This window comes from Klebsiella sp. SYXHC3, assembly GCF_057196925.1.
In genome coordinates, this window is the sequence record NZ_JBXUNG010000002.1 from 158,624 (window position 1) to 173,579 (window position 14,956).

Annotated in this window: 13 protein-coding genes; 3 read left to right on the forward strand and 10 right to left on the reverse strand. The window is 56.4% G+C overall.

Features of this window, described 5'->3' with window-relative positions:
- Window positions 1-4: 4 nt before the first annotated feature.
- On the forward strand, window positions 5-1,309 hold the full coding sequence (locus AC2CGP_RS07770; RefSeq protein ID WP_015703817.1) for an SLC13 family permease: 1,305 nt from the start codon (window positions 5-7) through the stop codon (window positions 1,307-1,309).
- 97 nt (window positions 1,310-1,406) lie between these two features.
- Here the strand turns inward: AC2CGP_RS07770 and tpiA are convergent, their stop codons facing one another.
- The gene (gene tpiA, locus AC2CGP_RS07775; RefSeq protein ID WP_002922909.1) at window positions 1,407-2,174 is read right to left on the reverse strand and encodes a triose-phosphate isomerase; all 768 of its coding nucleotides are present in this window, start codon (window positions 2,172-2,174) and stop codon (window positions 1,407-1,409) included.
- 108 nt (window positions 2,175-2,282) lie between these two features.
- Window positions 2,283-2,882 (reverse strand): DUF1454 family protein, encoded by a 600-nt coding sequence (locus tag AC2CGP_RS07780; protein ID WP_015369137.1) that lies wholly within the window; start codon window positions 2,880-2,882, stop codon window positions 2,283-2,285.
- Window positions 2,883-2,994: 112 nt separating this feature from the next.
- On the opposite strand from AC2CGP_RS07780, the gene AC2CGP_RS07785 reads away from it, so the two are divergent.
- Window positions 2,995-3,423, forward strand: coding sequence for a DUF805 domain-containing protein (locus AC2CGP_RS07785; RefSeq protein WP_015703816.1), 429 nt, complete (start codon window positions 2,995-2,997; stop codon window positions 3,421-3,423).
- Here AC2CGP_RS07785 and fpr read toward each other — a convergent pair whose 3' ends face one another.
- The 7 genes from fpr to gmk form a co-directional block, all read right to left on the reverse strand.
- The gene (gene fpr / locus AC2CGP_RS07790; RefSeq protein WP_015369139.1) at window positions 3,424-4,170 is read right to left on the reverse strand and encodes a ferredoxin--NADP(+) reductase; all 747 of its coding nucleotides are present in this window, start codon (window positions 4,168-4,170) and stop codon (window positions 3,424-3,426) included.
- A gap of 95 nt (window positions 4,171-4,265) precedes the next feature.
- Window positions 4,266-5,276, reverse strand: a complete 1,011-nt coding sequence (gene glpX, locus AC2CGP_RS07795; protein ID WP_015703815.1) for a class II fructose-bisphosphatase — start codon at window positions 5,274-5,276, stop codon at window positions 4,266-4,268.
- A 51-nt stretch (window positions 5,277-5,327) separates the two neighbouring features.
- Window positions 5,328-7,409 (reverse strand): ATP-dependent DNA helicase RecG, encoded by a 2,082-nt coding sequence (gene recG / locus AC2CGP_RS07800; protein ID WP_015703814.1) that lies wholly within the window; start codon window positions 7,407-7,409, stop codon window positions 5,328-5,330.
- Between the two features lie 5 nt (window positions 7,410-7,414).
- The gene (gene trmH / locus AC2CGP_RS07805; RefSeq protein WP_015369142.1) at window positions 7,415-8,104 is read right to left on the reverse strand and encodes a tRNA (guanosine(18)-2'-O)-methyltransferase TrmH; all 690 of its coding nucleotides are present in this window, start codon (window positions 8,102-8,104) and stop codon (window positions 7,415-7,417) included.
- Window positions 8,105-8,200: 96 nt separating this feature from the next.
- Window positions 8,201-10,321 (reverse strand): bifunctional GTP diphosphokinase/guanosine-3',5'-bis pyrophosphate 3'-pyrophosphohydrolase, encoded by a 2,121-nt coding sequence (gene spoT, locus AC2CGP_RS07810; RefSeq protein WP_015369143.1) that lies wholly within the window; start codon window positions 10,319-10,321, stop codon window positions 8,201-8,203.
- Between the two features lie 18 nt (window positions 10,322-10,339).
- Window positions 10,340-10,615: a DNA-directed RNA polymerase subunit omega gene (gene rpoZ / locus AC2CGP_RS07815; protein ID WP_000135058.1), complete on the reverse strand. Its 276-nt coding sequence runs from the start codon at window positions 10,613-10,615 to the stop codon at window positions 10,340-10,342.
- A gap of 54 nt (window positions 10,616-10,669) precedes the next feature.
- Window positions 10,670-11,293: a guanylate kinase gene (gene gmk / locus AC2CGP_RS07820; RefSeq protein ID WP_015369144.1), complete on the reverse strand. Its 624-nt coding sequence runs from the start codon at window positions 11,291-11,293 to the stop codon at window positions 10,670-10,672.
- A gap of 256 nt (window positions 11,294-11,549) precedes the next feature.
- Between gmk and ligB the strand changes: the two genes are divergently transcribed.
- A complete protein-coding gene (gene ligB, locus AC2CGP_RS07825) occupies window positions 11,550-13,229 on the forward strand; it encodes an NAD-dependent DNA ligase LigB (RefSeq protein WP_213759478.1) in 1,680 nt (559 codons plus the stop codon).
- A gap of 1 nt (window position 13,230) precedes the next feature.
- Here the strand turns inward: ligB and AC2CGP_RS07830 are convergent, their stop codons facing one another.
- The gene (locus tag AC2CGP_RS07830; protein ID WP_015369146.1) at window positions 13,231-14,883 is read right to left on the reverse strand and encodes a phosphoethanolamine transferase; all 1,653 of its coding nucleotides are present in this window, start codon (window positions 14,881-14,883) and stop codon (window positions 13,231-13,233) included.
- Between the last annotated feature and the right edge of the window lie 73 nt (window positions 14,884-14,956).

A 14,956-nucleotide genomic window follows, 5' to 3' on the forward strand; every position in this document is an offset into this window, starting at 1 on the left:
AGGCATGTCGCTCTGGCTAACCCACCCGCTGTTCCTCCCTTCGCTGATCGTCGGCATCACCATTGTGCTCTGGGCGACTTCGCTGTTACCGGAATTTATCACCGCGCTGCTGTTCTTCGCGGCGGCGATGATGACCAAAATCGCTCCGCCGGAGGTGATCTTCGGCGGTTTTGCTTCCTCCGCGTTCTGGCTGGTGTTCAGCGGCTTTGTGTTGGGGATCGCCATCCGTAAAACCGGACTGGCGGATAGAGCGGCGCAGGCGCTATCGGCGCGGCTCACCGACTCCTGGCCGCGGATGGTCGGCAGCGTGGTATTACTGAGTTATGCGTTGGCGTTCGTGATGCCATCAAATATGGGGCGCATCGCGCTGTTGATGCCGATTGTGGCGGCGATGGCCCGGCGCGCGGGGATAGCCGACGGCACGCGCGGCTGGTACGGCCTGGCGCTGGCGGTGGGCTTTGGCACCTTCCAGCTATCTGCGACCATTTTGCCTGCTAACGTGCCAAATCTGGTGATGAGCGGGGCGGCGGAAGGCTCTTACGGGATCCATTTGAATTACGTTCCCTATTTACTGCTGCATACGCCAGTGCTTGGCTGGTTGAAAGGGGCGGTGCTGGTGGCGCTGATCTGCTGGCTGTTTCCCGGCAAGCCGCATCCGCCGCGCGAGCTGGCGCCGCTGGCGCCAATGAGCCGTGACGAAAAGCGTCTGGCGTGGCTGCTGGCGGTGGTGTTGACGTTATGGGTGACAGAGAGCTGGCACGGCGTCGGCCCGGCGTGGACCGGCCTGGCGGCAGCGGTGGTCACGCTGCTGCCGCGAGTAGGATTTATCAGCGGTGAGGAGTTCGCCAGCGGGGTGAATATGCGCACCTGCATTTATGTTGCCGGCATTTTGGGACTGGCGATTACCGTGACCCAAACCGGGATTGGCGGCGCGGTGGGTAACGCGTTGCTGCAGGTGATGCCGCTGGATAAAGATAATCCGTTCACCAGCTTCCTGGCGCTGACCGGAATTACCAGTGCGCTGAACTTTATTATGACCGCCAACGGCGTCCCGGCGCTGTATACGACTTTTGCGCAGAGCTTTGCCGACGCGACCGGCTTTCCGCTGCTGAGCGTGATTATGATTCAGGTGCTGGGTTATTCCACGCCGCTGCTGCCATACCAGGCGTCGCCGATTGTGGTGGCGATGGGATTAGGTAAAGTCCCGGCGAAAGCGGGGATGTTGCTATGCCTGGCGCTGGCGGCGGTGAGCTATTTGATTTTGCTGCCGCTGGATTATGCGTGGTATCAGCTATTAGGGAAATTGTAGCGATAATATAAAACCCGGCTCGCGCTGCGCTAAGCCGGGTTTTCATTTGGCGAATTTGTCAGCAACCCCGGCAGCGTTTCACCACCGGGAAAGCGAATTACGCTTTTTTCGCCGCTTCTGCAGCTTTAACGATCACCGCGAAAGCGTCTGCTTTCAGGGAAGCGCCGCCAACCAGCGCGCCGTCGATGTCCGGCTGGGTGAACAGCTCTGCGGCGTTGCCGGCGTTAACGGAACCGCCGTACTGGATGATGACCTGCTCAGCGATTTTAGCGTCAGCTTTAGCAATGTGGTCACGGATGAATTTGTGTACCGCCTGAGCCTGCGCTGGGGTAGCGGATTTACCGGTACCGATAGCCCATACTGGTTCGTACGCGATAACCACGCCTTCAAAAGCGGCTGCGCCCTGAGTTTTCAGCACCGCGTCGATCTGACGTGCGCACACTTCTTCAGTTTTGCCCGCTTCGTTTTCAGCTTCGGTTTCACCGATGCACAGAACCGGCGTCAGCCCCTGCTCTTTCAGTACAGCGAATTTCTTCGCGATCAGCTCGTCGGATTCTTTGTGGTAGGTACGGCGTTCGGAGTGGCCGATGATGATGTACTGCGCGCCGATATCTTTCAGCATTTCGGCGGAGGTTTCACCGGTGAATGCGCCGGACAGGTTCACGTCAACGTTCTGCGCGCCCAGGTGGATGTGGCTGCCTTCTGCCGCACGCTTAGCCAGGTCGAGATACATTTCCGGCGGCGCGATTGCCACTGCACAGCCGCTTACGCCGGCCAGTTCAGTACGCAGGTTAGCAACCAGTTCGTTTACCATGTGGCGGCTGCCGTTCAGTTTCCAGTTACCCATCACTAAAGGATGTCGCATTTTAATTCTCCACGCTACTAAGCGAATTAAGGAATATAGCCGCCCCAGAGGGCAGCATGGTCTGTGAAACAGTATAGAGACTCGTCACTGGAAAGGCTTTGCTTTTTGTCATTTATTGTTGTCTTCCAGCGTTTCAGATAGCGCCAGCTTAATCGGTTCAATGGCGAAAGTTAGCCCTTTTTCCCCGTGATCTGCCACTACATAGCGCACCGCGCCTTCGGTTTCGGTGTAGTAGCGTTTGCCTTTGCCGGCGGTCAGCAGTTTTTGCAACTTTTGCTGGCTCTGCAGTGGACTTAGCGTCGGTACAAAAGCGCGAAGAATAGCGCTCATATACTCCTGCGCTTTCGCTTTCGCCGCTTTTTGTTCCGGCCCCTGAATCGGCAGCCAGGTTATCTGCATCGATTTAATCTTTAGCGTGCCGCGCTCCAGCGCGGTAGAGGCATACAGATTCTCGTTAATCTTGGTGGCGGCGCGGGTCAGGTTAGCTTTATCGCGGCTGGAGGCGATAGAACGAAACTCGTTAAGCGGCAGTTTCGGATTATCGGCATTAAATTTTTCGCGGAACTCGCTGATGCTGACATCAAAAATCGGCGCGCTGGGTAAAAGATAGGGAGCGGTGGCGGCGGATTCTGTTTCTGCGGACAACGCCATCGGGCCGACAGATAACGCTGTCAGCCCAATCAAACTTAAGATTGCCCACTTCTTCATGCCTGTCTTTCCTTTTTTTGCCTGCCGACGATTAAAACGGGAACCGTCACGCTTGTCAAAAAGTGACGCCTTCAGGGTAAACTACGCGAATGATGATGATAAGGAATAAAACATGACCCTACAGCAGTGGTTATTCTCAATTAAAGGCCGTATTGGCCGCCGGGATTTCTGGATTTGGATCGTTATCTGGGTGTTGACCATGAGCGCGCTGTTTACTCTCGCGGGCAGCAATTTGCTGAGTTTGCAGACCGCGGCGTTTATTCTCGTCTGCCTGCTCTGGCCGACGGCGGCGGTGGTGGTGAAGCGTCTGCACGATCGCGGGAGATCCGGCCTCTGGGCGCTGCTGATGATTCTGGCGTGGATGCTGCTGGCGGGCAACTGGGCGATACTGCCGCAGGTCTGGCAGTGGGGCGTCGGGCGCTTTGTACCGACGCTGATTATCGTCATGATGTTGATCGACCTGGGAGCGTTCGTCGGCACCCAGGGCGAAAATAAGTTTGGCAAAGAGACGCAGGATGTCCGCTGGAAAGCGGACGCCTGATTACCAGTAGTGCTCTGCCGTCATATGGCCCGGTCGGCGACGCAGATGTTTGGTCATCTGCCGGGTCTCTTTCAGCAACTGTTGGGTATCACGCACCATCTGCGGGTTACCGCACAGCATCACGTGGCTGGTATCGGCGGTCATAGCCAGGCCGACCGCCTCTTCCAGCGCGCCGGTTTCAATCAGAAACGGCACCCGGCCGGTCAGCGAACCTTCCGCTGTCTCGCGGCTGACCACGGTCTGGATACGTAATTTGCCGGCGTAGCGCTGCTCCAGCTCGCGCATTTGCGGTAAATAGCTGAGGTCGGCGGCATAGCGCGCCGCATGCACCAGCACCAGATTCTTGAAGCGATCCAGGTCTTTCCCTTCTTCCAGAATCGACAGATAGGGGCCGATCGCCGTACCGGTGGCGAGCATCCACAACGTGTCGCAGTCCGGCACCTCTTCCAGCACAAAGAAACCGGCGGCTTCGCTGACAATCTGAACGTCGTCGCCGGGTTTCAGCGCGGCCAGTCGCGGGCTGAGTTTACCCTCCGGAACGGTGACCAGGTAGAACTCGAGATCGGGATTGCTGGGGGCGTTGACGTAGGAGTAGGCGCGCTGCACGCGCTCGCCGTCAACATCCAGGCCCAGTTTAGCAAACTGCCCTGCGGTGAACGGCTCAACGGGCGCGTGAATGGTGAGGCTAAACAGTGCATCGGTCCAGTTTTGCACTTTTACAACTTTACCTGTAACCCAGTTTGCCATTGCGTCTCTCCTTTCAATCTCGTCAGTCTATCTTCACCGCGACGGGAGAAGATTTCCAGCCCGAAAAGGCTGGAAAGCTCGATTGATCAAATGTTTTACAGGATGTGTTGCTGGACGTCCGGGTCTTTTCGGTCGAGGTAATGAATCGACTGAATACGGCGGATAGTCCGCGATTTACCGCGGATCAGCAGCGTTTCAGTAGTCGCCATATTGCCCTTGCGGGTAATGCCGTCCAGTAGATCGCCTTTGGTAATCCCGGTGGCGGAGAAGATGACGTTATCGCTGCGCGCCATTTCATCAAGACGCAGCACTTTGCCCGCTTCGATGCCCATGGTTTTGCAGCGCGCCAGTTCGTTTTCACCGATACGGCGGTTCTCTTCGCTGTCGCCCTTCACGTGGTGACGAGCCAGCAGGCGGCCCTGCATATCGCCGTCCAGCGCGCGGATCACCGCCGCCGAAACCACGCCTTCCGGCGCGCCGCCGATGCCGTACAGCACGTCGACTTCGCTATCCGGCATGCAGGTAAGGATAGAGGCCGCCACGTCGCCATCGGGGATCGCGAACACGCGCACGCCCAACTGCTGCAGTTGCGCAATGACCGCGTCGTGGCGGGGTTTCGCCAGCACGGTGACGGTCAGTTCAGCGAGCGGTTTATTCAACGCGCGGGCGATGTTGCGCAAATTCTCTTCCAGCGGCAGATTGAGATCGATAGCGCCTTTAGCGCCGGGGCCGACAATCAGCTTTTCCATATACATATCCGGCGCGTTGAGGAAGCAGCCTTTATCGCCGACCGCCATCACTGCCAGCGCGTTGGCCTGGCCCATGGCCGTCATGCGGGTGCCTTCAATTGGGTCGACGGCGATATCTACCGCGTCGCCTTTGCCGGTACCCACTTTTTCGCCGATATAGAGCATCGGCGCTTCATCGATTTCGCCCTCGCCGATGACGATGGTGCCGTCGATATTGACGAGGTTAAGCATAATGCGCATGGCGTTAACCGCTGCGCCGTCGGCGGTATTTTTATCGCCGCGGCCCAGCCATTTATAGCCCGCCAGCGCGGCGGCTTCGGTGACACGCGAAAATTCGATGGCCAGTTCTCGTTTCATAATCCACTCATTGTGTAGAAAAGTTGCCCGTAGCGCGGCAAAAAGGACGCGCTACGCGTTGGAATAGCGTTCGGTTTCCGGCATCCAGCGCTCAATCAGCGCCTGTGCCTGCAGCGGATAGCGTTCGTGAATATGGCGAGCAATCCGCTGAACATCGGGGATCATGGCCTGATCGCGCAGCAAGTCCGCTACTTTAAATTCGGCGTTGCCGGTCTGGCGGGTGCCGAGAAGCTCGCCGGGGCCGCGGATTTCCAGGTCTTTCTGGGCGATGACGAAACCGTCGTTGCTGTCGCGCAGCACCTGCAGGCGCTTCTGCGCCGTTTTGGAAAGCGGCGATTTATAGAGTAGCACGCAGTGGGAGGCGACGGCGCCGCGCCCAACGCGCCCGCGTAGCTGGTGCAGCTGCGCCAGACCAAGACGCTCCGGGTTTTCAATAATCATCAGGCTTGAGTTAGGGACGTCAACGCCGACTTCAATCACCGTGGTGGCGACCAGCAGGTGCATCTCGCCCTGCTTGAAGGCCTGCATCACGGCCTGTTTCTCCGCTGGTTTCATCCGCCCGTGGACGAGGCCGATATTCAGTTCCGGCAGCGCCAGCTTGAGCTCTTCCCAGGTGGCTTCCGCCGCCTGGGCTTCCAGCAGATCGGACTCTTCAATCAACGTACAGACCCAATAGGCCTGGCGACCTTCCTGGGTGCAAGCGTTACGCACGCGGTCGATAATGTCGCTGCGGCGCGTGTCCGGGATAGCGACGGTCGTTACCGGGGTACGGCCCGGCGGCAGCTCATCGATAACCGAGGTATCGAGATCGGCATAAGCGGTCATCGCCAGGGTGCGCGGAATCGGCGTAGCGGTCATGATCAGCTGATGCGGGTGGAAGCCCTGCTGCTGGCCCTTTTCCCACAGCGCCAGGCGTTGATGAACGCCAAAGCGGTGCTGTTCGTCGATAATCACCAGCGCCAGGCCGTTAAACTGCACCTGCTCCTGAAAAATGGCGTGGGTGCCGACAATCATCTGCACTTCACCGTTGGCGATGGCTTCCTGCTGCGCCTGGCGCGCTTTGCCTTTCTGTTTGCCAGCCAGCCAGCCGACTTCAATGCCCAGCGGCGCGAACCAGCTGCGGAAATTATTGGCGTGCTGCTCGGCCAGCAGTTCGGTCGGCGCCATCAGCGCCACCTGCTTACCATGGGCGATAGCGCGCAAGGCGGCCAGCGCGGCAACCAGCGTTTTACCGGATCCGACGTCGCCCTGCACCAGGCGCATCATCGGCACGTCCAGCGCCATATCGCGCTCGATCTCCGCGGTGACGCGCGCCTGCGCGCCCGTTGGTTTAAAGGGCAGGGAAGCCAGGAGCTGGGTTTTCAGCGTGTCGTTGGCGCTGAGCGGCAGCGCATGGTAGCGCTGGGCGCCGGCGCGAAGCGCCAGCATGCTGAGATTATGCGCCAGCAACTCTTCCAGGATAAGACGCTGCTGTGCCGGATGTTTACCGCTCTCCAGCTCGCTGAGCTGTAGCGACGGCGGCGGGCGGTGCAGCGTACGCAGCGCCTCCGGCAGGCTCATCATCCCCTGCGCCAACTCCGGCGGCAGCAGTTCGCTAATCGCGCAGGTTTCCAGCAGCTCAAGCGCCTGATCGGTGAGTTTGCGCAGCGTCGCCTGCTTAATGCCTTCAGTGGTTGGGTAGACCGGAGTGAGGGTTTCCTGCAGCTCCGGGGTACTCATATCGCCCTGTACGCGATATTCCGGGTGGATCATCTCGGCGCCAAACTTGCCGCGTTTAGCTTCGCCGTAGGCCAGCACGCGACGACCGGTCGCCAGGCTGTTTTTCATCGCCGCGTTGAAGTTGAAAAAACGCATGGTCAGGATGCCGGAGCCGTCGCTGATCTGACAGGTCATCATCCGGCGGCCGCCGAAGGTGATATTGCTGTTGAGCACTTCACCCTCTACGGTTGCGTAGACGCCCGGCAACAGTTCGCCGATTTGGTACAGGTGAGTCCGGTCCTCATAGCGTAGCGGCAGGTGAAGTAGCAGGTCCTGAACCGTATGCAGACCGATTTTCGCCAGTTTGCTGCTCTGTGCGGCGCCAACGCCGGTCAGCGAGTTGAGCGGGACGGCATCTAACAGGCGGCCTGACATTGGATTTACCTCGCCGCCTGCATCGTTGCCCACCACGAGGCATCGGCTTCGACTTCACCCTGCTCGTTGACGTGGGGATAAGGCAGCCCTTTTTGTTTGGCGACGCGCGCCAGCACCGGGTAACCGCCTTCAAATAGCAGCCGCTGCTGCTCTTCAGGCGGCAGCATGCTATTGGCGCGTTGGTACATTCCAGCGTTCTGCCGCTGACGCTGCGCTTCGTAAAGGATCAGCGCGGAGGCGACGGAGACGTTCAGCGACTGCACCATACCGACCATAGGGATAATGATGTCCTGGTCTGCCAGCGCCAGCGCTTCCTGGGTGATGCCGGTTTTCTCCTGGCCCATCAGGATGCAGGTCGGGCGCGTATAGTCGATTTCGCGAAAATCGATGGCTTTGTCGGAAAGGTGCGTCGCGAGGATTTGCATGCCCCGGCCTTTTAAGTGGCTGACGGCATCGCCGATAGTGCGGTGTGTTTTCACCTGCACCCAACTATTGCTGCCGGCTGCGGCAGAGGCCATGGTGCGCATACGGCTGCCAGGCCAGATGGCGTGTACTTCGTGTACGCCGATGGCGTCTGCGGTGCGGATGACCGCAGAGACGTTATGGGGTTTATGGACCTGCTCCATGCAGACCGTCAGATCAGGCTGACGCCTGGCGAGCATCTCGCAGATACGCGCATAACGCTGTGAATTCATTCTACTTAATCCTTCGAACTGCCTCGGCGTTAGCTGCACTCACTCACCCCAGTCACGTACTTCAGTACCTTCCTGGGGATTCGATTTTTGTAAAAGCTAATTTCGGTTACGAGTGACTTTAATCACGTCCGGCATGACGCGAATTTTGCGCATGATATTCGCCAGATGCACGCGATCGCGCGCGGTCAGGCGGATAAAGGCGCTGTAAACGCGGCCATCTTTTTCTTCCGTATTCAGGCTCTGAATATTGGAAGACGCGGTGTTGATTGCGGCCGTCAGGTTAGCCAGCGCGCCCTGGTGGTTGAACATATCCACCTTAATTTCGGCGATAAATTCCTGCGCAGTTTCTTTATCCCATTCGACCGCCATAAACTTCTCAGGCTCTTTCTGGTAGCCGCGGATGTTACGACAGGATTCATGGTGGATAACCAACCCTTTGCCTGGGCTGACGTGGGCGATGATCGGATCCCCCGGAATCGGACGACAGCACTTGGCGAAAGTAATCAGCACGCCATCGGCGCCCTTGATCGGCAGATGGCCGTGATTCGACGCGTTGGCCGGCACCGGTGCGGCAGAGGCTTCGCCCTGCTGCAGGTTTTTCGCCACCACCACGCTCATTGCGTTACCGAGACCGATTTCCGCCAGCAGATCGTCAAGCGTGGCCAGCTTCATGCGGTCAAGTTCGCGCTGGATGTTCTCCGGCGGGATCTCTGCCAGCTTGCGGCTGCCGCCTAACGCGTGGTTAAGCAGCCGGCGGCCAAGGCTGACGGAATCGTCGCGCTTAAGGTTCTTCAGCAGTTGGCGGATCTTGGCGCGCGCTTTTGAGCTGACGACAAAGTTCAGCCATGCGGCATTCGGGCGTGCGCCCGGCGCGGTAATGATTTCGACAGTCTGGCCGCTGGAGAGCGGTTGCGACAGCGGATAGGGCTGACGGTCGACGCGCGCGCCGACGCAGGCATGGCCGATATCGGTATGCACCGCATAGGCGAAGTCCACCGGCGTGGCGCCGGCAGGCAGTTCGACAATGCGCCCTTCCGGGGTGAAAACGTAAATCTCATCCGGGAACAGATCGGATTTAACGCTCTCGATAAATTCAAACGAGCTACCGGCGCTCTGCTGCAGTTCCAGCAGGCTTTGCATCCAGCGCTGAGCGCGGATTTGCGCGGTCGTGCTGCTTTCGCCGCCGTGCTCTTTATAAGCCCAGTGCGCCGCAACCCCCATTTCCGCCATCTGGTCCATATCTTCGGTACGGATTTGTACCTCGACCGGGACGCCGTGGGGGCCAATCATCGAGGTGTGCAAAGATTGATAGCCGTTCGCTTTCGGAATGGCGATGTAATCTTTGAAACGGCCTGGACGCGGCTTGTAGAGGCTGTGCATTTGGCCCAGCACGCGATAGCAGATATCGGGATCGTGAACGATAACGCGGAAGGCGTAAATATCCATAATCGAGTGAAAACGCTGCTCTTTGAGCACCATTTTGCAGTAAATAGAGTACAGATGCTTTTCGCGACCGCTAACGCGGCAGGGGATCCCTGCTTCCTGTAAACGCCCTTCGATCTCAGAGAGGATTTTCTGAATCATCTCTTTTCGGTTGCCGCGCGCCGCTTTGACCACTTCTTTGATGACGCGGTAGCGGTTAGGGTACAGCGCTTCAAAGCCCAGCTCTTCGAGCTCGGTTTTAATGTGATGGATACCTAAACGGTGCGCCAGAGGGCTATAAATTTCCAGCGTTTCGCGGGCGATGCGACGGCGTTTATCCGGGCGTAGCGAGCCCAGGGTGCGCATGTTGTGGGTGCGGTCGGCAAGCTTGATGAGGATGACGCGGATATCCTGCACCATCGCCATGATCATTTTGCGGAAGTTTTCGGCTTGCGCCTCTTTCTTATCGCGGAACTTGAGCTTATCAAGTTTCGACACCCCCTCTACCAGTTCGGCGACGCTTTTACCAAAAAGCTGTTCCATGTCCTGGTAGGTGGCAGGGGTATCTTCAATCACATCATGCAGCAGCGCGGCCATCAGCGTTTCGTAGTCGAGTTTCATCTCGGCCAGAATGCAGGCCACCGCTACCGGGTGCGTGATATAGGGTTCACCGCTTGAACGTGTCTGACCCTCGTGAGCGTCACGTGCAACGAGATACGCCTGCCGAAGGCGCTTGATTTGCTCTTCCGGCAGGTAGTTTTGAATCAGCTGATTCAGGCTTTCAAACAGATACAAGGGCGACCCGCTGTGTGATTAACGACGACCTTCAGCAATCGCGGTAACGGCTTGTAATTCAGCGGCTTCCTGCTCTTGCTGTTCTTGGCGCTCACGTACGTCAAGGATCTGGTTGTTGATCAGACCTTCTTCGATTTCGCGCAGTGCGATAACGGTGGTTTTATCGTTTTCTTCCGGTACCAGCGGATCCTTTCCGCCTACCTGCATCTGACGAGCGCGACGCGCGGCGACCAGTACCAGGTCAAAACGGTTACCAATTTTCTCTACAGCGTCCTGAACAGTTACGCGTGCCATACTTAAAATGCTCCACAGGTGAAGAAATGACTGGGCATGATACTGAATGTGGGTTCAGTCTGCCAATAGTTTGGTGATTAAAGCGCCATGTCGCTGCTTTTGGCGGCTCATGCGCAGACGTTCAGCGCGGATAATGTTTTTCAGATCGCCTAAAGCGGTATCAAAATCATCATTCACAATAAGGTAATCATATTCCGCGTAATGGCTCATTTCTGCAACTGCCTGCGCCATACGTTTTGCGATGACTTCCTCGCTGTCCTGACCGCGGCCGCGCAGGCGGCGGTCAAGCTCGTCTTTTGACGGCGGCAGAATAAAGATACTGCGCGCGCCGGGCATTTTATTACGAATTTGCTGGGCGCCCTGCCAGTCGATATCGAGGAAAACATCGACGCCGGTCGCCAGAACCTGCTCAATAGCTTCACGAGAGGTACCGTAATAGTTGCCAAAAACCTCAGCGTGCTCAAGGAAAGCGTCTTCGCTAATCATCGACCTGAATTTATCATGATCGACAAAGAAATAGTGTTCACCGTGAACTTCACCCGGGCGCGGATTGCGCGTGGTATGCGACACAGAAACCTGGGAGTCGTACAACGGTTGGGTTTTCAATAAAGCCTGAATCAGGCTGGATTTACCCGCGCCGCTAGGGGCGGAAACAATATAAAGCGTGCCTTGAGCCATGAGTGTCTTTTGTATGTGATTGTCGAAAGAGATCCTACATACGAGCCTATTATACACGCCGCCGCTGCGTGACGCAGTCATTGTCACACTTTTTGCCGCTGTTTCTTTCATTTTGCCTGCCGCTTTCCTGATTTCTTAAGCGGTTGCAGCAACCATGCGTAAATTCTGGAAAGCCGCTCGCAGCGTGATGATTTGCCTGTCGCCGCGGCTCCGGTCTTTAGCGCACGATGCCGCAAGGTAGAACAAGGAGGTAAACATGCGCAGATGGCTGATAGCGGCAGCGTTATGGATGGCGGCGGCAAGCCCAATGGCGGCCTGCCCGGCGTGGTCTTTGCAACGCGCAGAGCAGGAGATAGGCCACCTCAGTCGGCAAATTGCCGACTGGAAAGAGGCCTACTGGCAGCAGGGCAGCAGCGGGGTCAGCGACGAGGTCTACGACATGCTCTCGGCCCGGTTGGCGCAGTGGCGGCGCTGCTTTGGTGAGAAGGCGCCGCCTGAAGACGATCTGCCGCCGCCACGCGGCGAAGTCAAGCATCCTATCGCGCATACCGGCGTGCGCAAACTGCCTGATGCCACGAGCGTTGGCCACTGGATGCGCGATAAAACCGACCTGTGGGTACAACCGAAAGTCGACGGTGTCGCGGTGACGCTGGTTTATCGCGGCGGTAGGTTTATACGGGCGATTAGCCGCGGCGACGGTCTGGCGGGGGAAGACTGGACGACGAAAGTGCGCCAGATCCCCGGCGTACCGCTGACCACCTCCGGGGCGCTGGCGAATAGCGTTCTGCAGGGCGAGATTTTTCAGCGGCGAGAGGGGCATATACAAAAGGGGATGGGCGGTATGAATTCACGGGCGAGAGTGGCCGGGATACTGATGCGCAAAGCACCGTCGGCGGCGTTGAGCACGCTGGGGGTGTTTATCTGGGCCTGGCCTGATGGCCCGGCCCGTATGTCTACCCGTCTGGCGCTGCTTGCTGACGGTGGGTTTCCTGTAGCGCAGCGCTATTCCCATCCGGTTAAAGATTGGCAGCAGGCTGCCGCCTGGCGGGAGCGCTGGTTTACCTCGCCGCTGCCCTTTGTCACCGACGGTATCGTAATCCGTACCCAGAGAGAACCCGCCGGTGACGGTTGGCTTCCCGGACAGGGGTTCTGGGTGGCGGCCTGGAAATATCAGCCAGTTTCACAAGTGGCGGAAGTGAGCACAATCCAGTTTGCCATCGGGCGTAGCGGTAAAATAACTGTTGTGGCGCATCTACAACCGATAAAGCTGGACGACAAGCTCGTGCGGCGGGTCAATGTTGGTTCGGTGGCCCGCTGGCGGCAGCTAGATCTCGCCCCAGGCGATCAGATCCTGGTGAGCCTTGCGGGGCAAGGGATCCCGAGGCTGGATGATGTAGTATGGCGTGGCCTGAACAGAACGAAGCCGTTGGTGCCTGATACTCGCTATCACTCTCTTACCTGTTTTGAAAACTCCGATGAATGCCGGGAGCAGTTCATCGCGCGATTGGTTTGGATAAGCTCCGAGCAAGGATTAGGCATTGATAGCCTGGGAGAAGCAGGATGGAGACAGCTTGCTCAGTCGCGCCATTTCCAACATATCTTCTCCTGGCTTGAGTTGACGGTGTCGCAGTTGGAAAACATTCCTGGCTTAACGGCAACCCGCGCAGAGCAACTTTGGCATCGCTTTGCACTAACACGGCGCGCACCCTTTCATCGATGGATAAGCGCGCTTGGTGTGCCGCTTCCGCGCGCTGCCATGCGGGTCTTAAAAGATAATTCATGGCGGCTAATTGAGAAGCGTGATGTCGCGAGCTGGCAAACGTTACCCGGCGTTGGGCCAAAGAATGCTCAACGGCTTGTTGAGTTTATTCACCATCCGGTCATCAAGTCGATAGTACTAAAACTTGGTCAACTGGAGGTGGATGGTTTTTCGTAATCTATAGCGAATTTCTTTTTACTTTACGCCATGGGGTCTTTTGGTCCGGTGCGCTGAATGTATTGCGTAACTGGTCATAATTGAATATATGCCGTCCGCCGTCCATGACCGAAATTTGCGATTCGGGTTGATAGCACTTCTCGAGGAGAGAATCACAATTTTCGATACCGGTGCTGATACCTAACCAACTTAACATCAGGGCGTAGTTGTTTGTGGTTGGCCAGCGTTCGTTTACCCAGCCAATACGTCGTTTCTGGTTGGCCAGGGCGCTTTGGCTATACCAAATGAACTGTGGCACGTCATAAGCCTCTTTACTGGGATTACGGGAACCGTGCATATACAGTGAAGCCAGATCGGGATTTTTTTCCAGACCATGATCGGAAAAATAAATTAGAGAAGAGGCGCTATTTTGTATGCGCTTAACGACTTCGCCGATAAAAGAGTCGGTGAATCGGATGGCGTTATTGTAGCAATCCTCGTATTTATCACCGGTATTGAGAATTGCGGCGGACTGTGGGTATCGGTCGCAGGCCATTTCATGGCTACCGTTAATATGTAAAAAAATGACTTTTTTGCCCGGCACTTTTAATGCTTCATCCAGCGCGGGAAGCAGGTCACTATCGTATTGGGTATGTATCCATTGATGCTTTTCGCTGGTTGAGGCGATCGCCACAATATAGTTATTACTTTTTCCTGAGTTGCCCTGCGCACTGATCCACTCGGTATAAAAGCCGGATTGCCGGGAAATATTCACGATATTATCGGCCATCGAGTCGGCGGTAAAGTTATCCGGATCGGCCTTGCTGAGAACCATAGGTACAGCAAGTACCGTGGCGGAGGCAGGTGCGATAGCGTGTTTAAAAATAAGCGCGTTGTGGGTAAATGCGCTGGCAACCGGTGTCGTTTGCTGGGAGAAACCGTAGAGCTGCATGTTACTTCTGCGTGCGGATTCACCAACAATGACAACATAAGTGTCGATGCCCGTATCATGTGCCTGTAGCGCAGGATAGTGAGGCGTTGACTGCGTAATGTGTTCGGCTAGTGAATTATCGCGATCGGCGATGACGAATTCAGAAGCAGTATACAACGGAGTGTTAACCAGAATTCGCGAACTAAGCGGGTAATAAACCTCTAAATCCTGGTTCTTTTTGATGATGCTGGAGATGGAGAAATAGCCCATAAAGAGCGCGAGTAGAATAACGCTGATACCTTTGGTTCGCGTTGATAGCTTCTCGCTGAGCAACTTCACCGCCCACCAGGTAATCACGAAGTAGAAAGCCGCTATTGGCAGAATATAGAGGTACAAACCGGCTATGCTTTTCGCTTCAGAATAATTAGTTGCCAAAATACTCATGGCGAAAACGGTATTGAACTCGCTTTTGTAGATATCCCAGGTACTGAAAGCGATGGCGAAATTAAGCGTCAGGGCGCTGGTTAACAAAAAGAGAATGACTTTCCCGGATGTATAGCGATAAATCCACGACACGCTTAGTAACAAAAGCGTGTTGCAGATGGCGATGCGTAATGCAAATCGGATGGGCTGCGTGAAAAAAACAGGCCAGAGCTGGATGAGGATAGATATCGCCAATAAGGCGATAAAGTGCCCAGAAAATTTTCTGTTGATGGTCAGAGCAAGGCTTTTAGCAAATGACATTAGTGCTTAACATGGGCTTTAGTGAAATAAGGCCGGTATTATAAGTCTTTTCTGATTGTTGGTGGGGGCTATA

Excerpts from the sequence above, each read along its gene's own strand:
- fpr (WP_015369139.1), bottom strand. The coding sequence starts at position 4,170 with ATGGCAAACTGGGTTACAGGTAAAGTTGTAAAAGTGCAAAACTGGACC.
- AC2CGP_RS07780 (WP_015369137.1), bottom strand. The coding sequence starts at position 2,882 with ATGAAGAAGTGGGCAATCTTAAGTTTGATTGGGCTGACAGCGTTATCT.
- ligB (WP_213759478.1), top strand. The coding sequence starts at position 11,550 with ATGCGCAGATGGCTGATAGCGGCAGCGTTATGGATGGCGGCGGCAAGC.
- tpiA (WP_002922909.1), bottom strand. The coding sequence starts at position 2,174 with ATGCGACATCCTTTAGTGATGGGTAACTGGAAACTGAACGGCAGCCGC.
- AC2CGP_RS07830 (WP_015369146.1), bottom strand. The coding sequence starts at position 14,883 with ATGTCATTTGCTAAAAGCCTTGCTCTGACCATCAACAGAAAATTTTCT.
- glpX (WP_015703815.1), bottom strand. The coding sequence starts at position 5,276 with ATGAAACGAGAACTGGCCATCGAATTTTCGCGTGTCACCGAAGCCGCC.
- AC2CGP_RS07785 (WP_015703816.1), top strand. The coding sequence starts at position 2,995 with ATGACCCTACAGCAGTGGTTATTCTCAATTAAAGGCCGTATTGGCCGC.
- AC2CGP_RS07770 (WP_015703817.1), top strand. The coding sequence starts at position 5 with ATGTCGCTCTGGCTAACCCACCCGCTGTTCCTCCCTTCGCTGATCGTC.
- rpoZ (WP_000135058.1), bottom strand. The coding sequence starts at position 10,615 with ATGGCACGCGTAACTGTTCAGGACGCTGTAGAGAAAATTGGTAACCGT.
- recG (WP_015703814.1), bottom strand. The coding sequence starts at position 7,409 with ATGTCAGGCCGCCTGTTAGATGCCGTCCCGCTCAACTCGCTGACCGGC.
- trmH (WP_015369142.1), bottom strand. The coding sequence starts at position 8,104 with ATGAATTCACAGCGTTATGCGCGTATCTGCGAGATGCTCGCCAGGCGT.
- gmk (WP_015369144.1), bottom strand. The coding sequence starts at position 11,293 with ATGGCTCAAGGCACGCTTTATATTGTTTCCGCCCCTAGCGGCGCGGGT.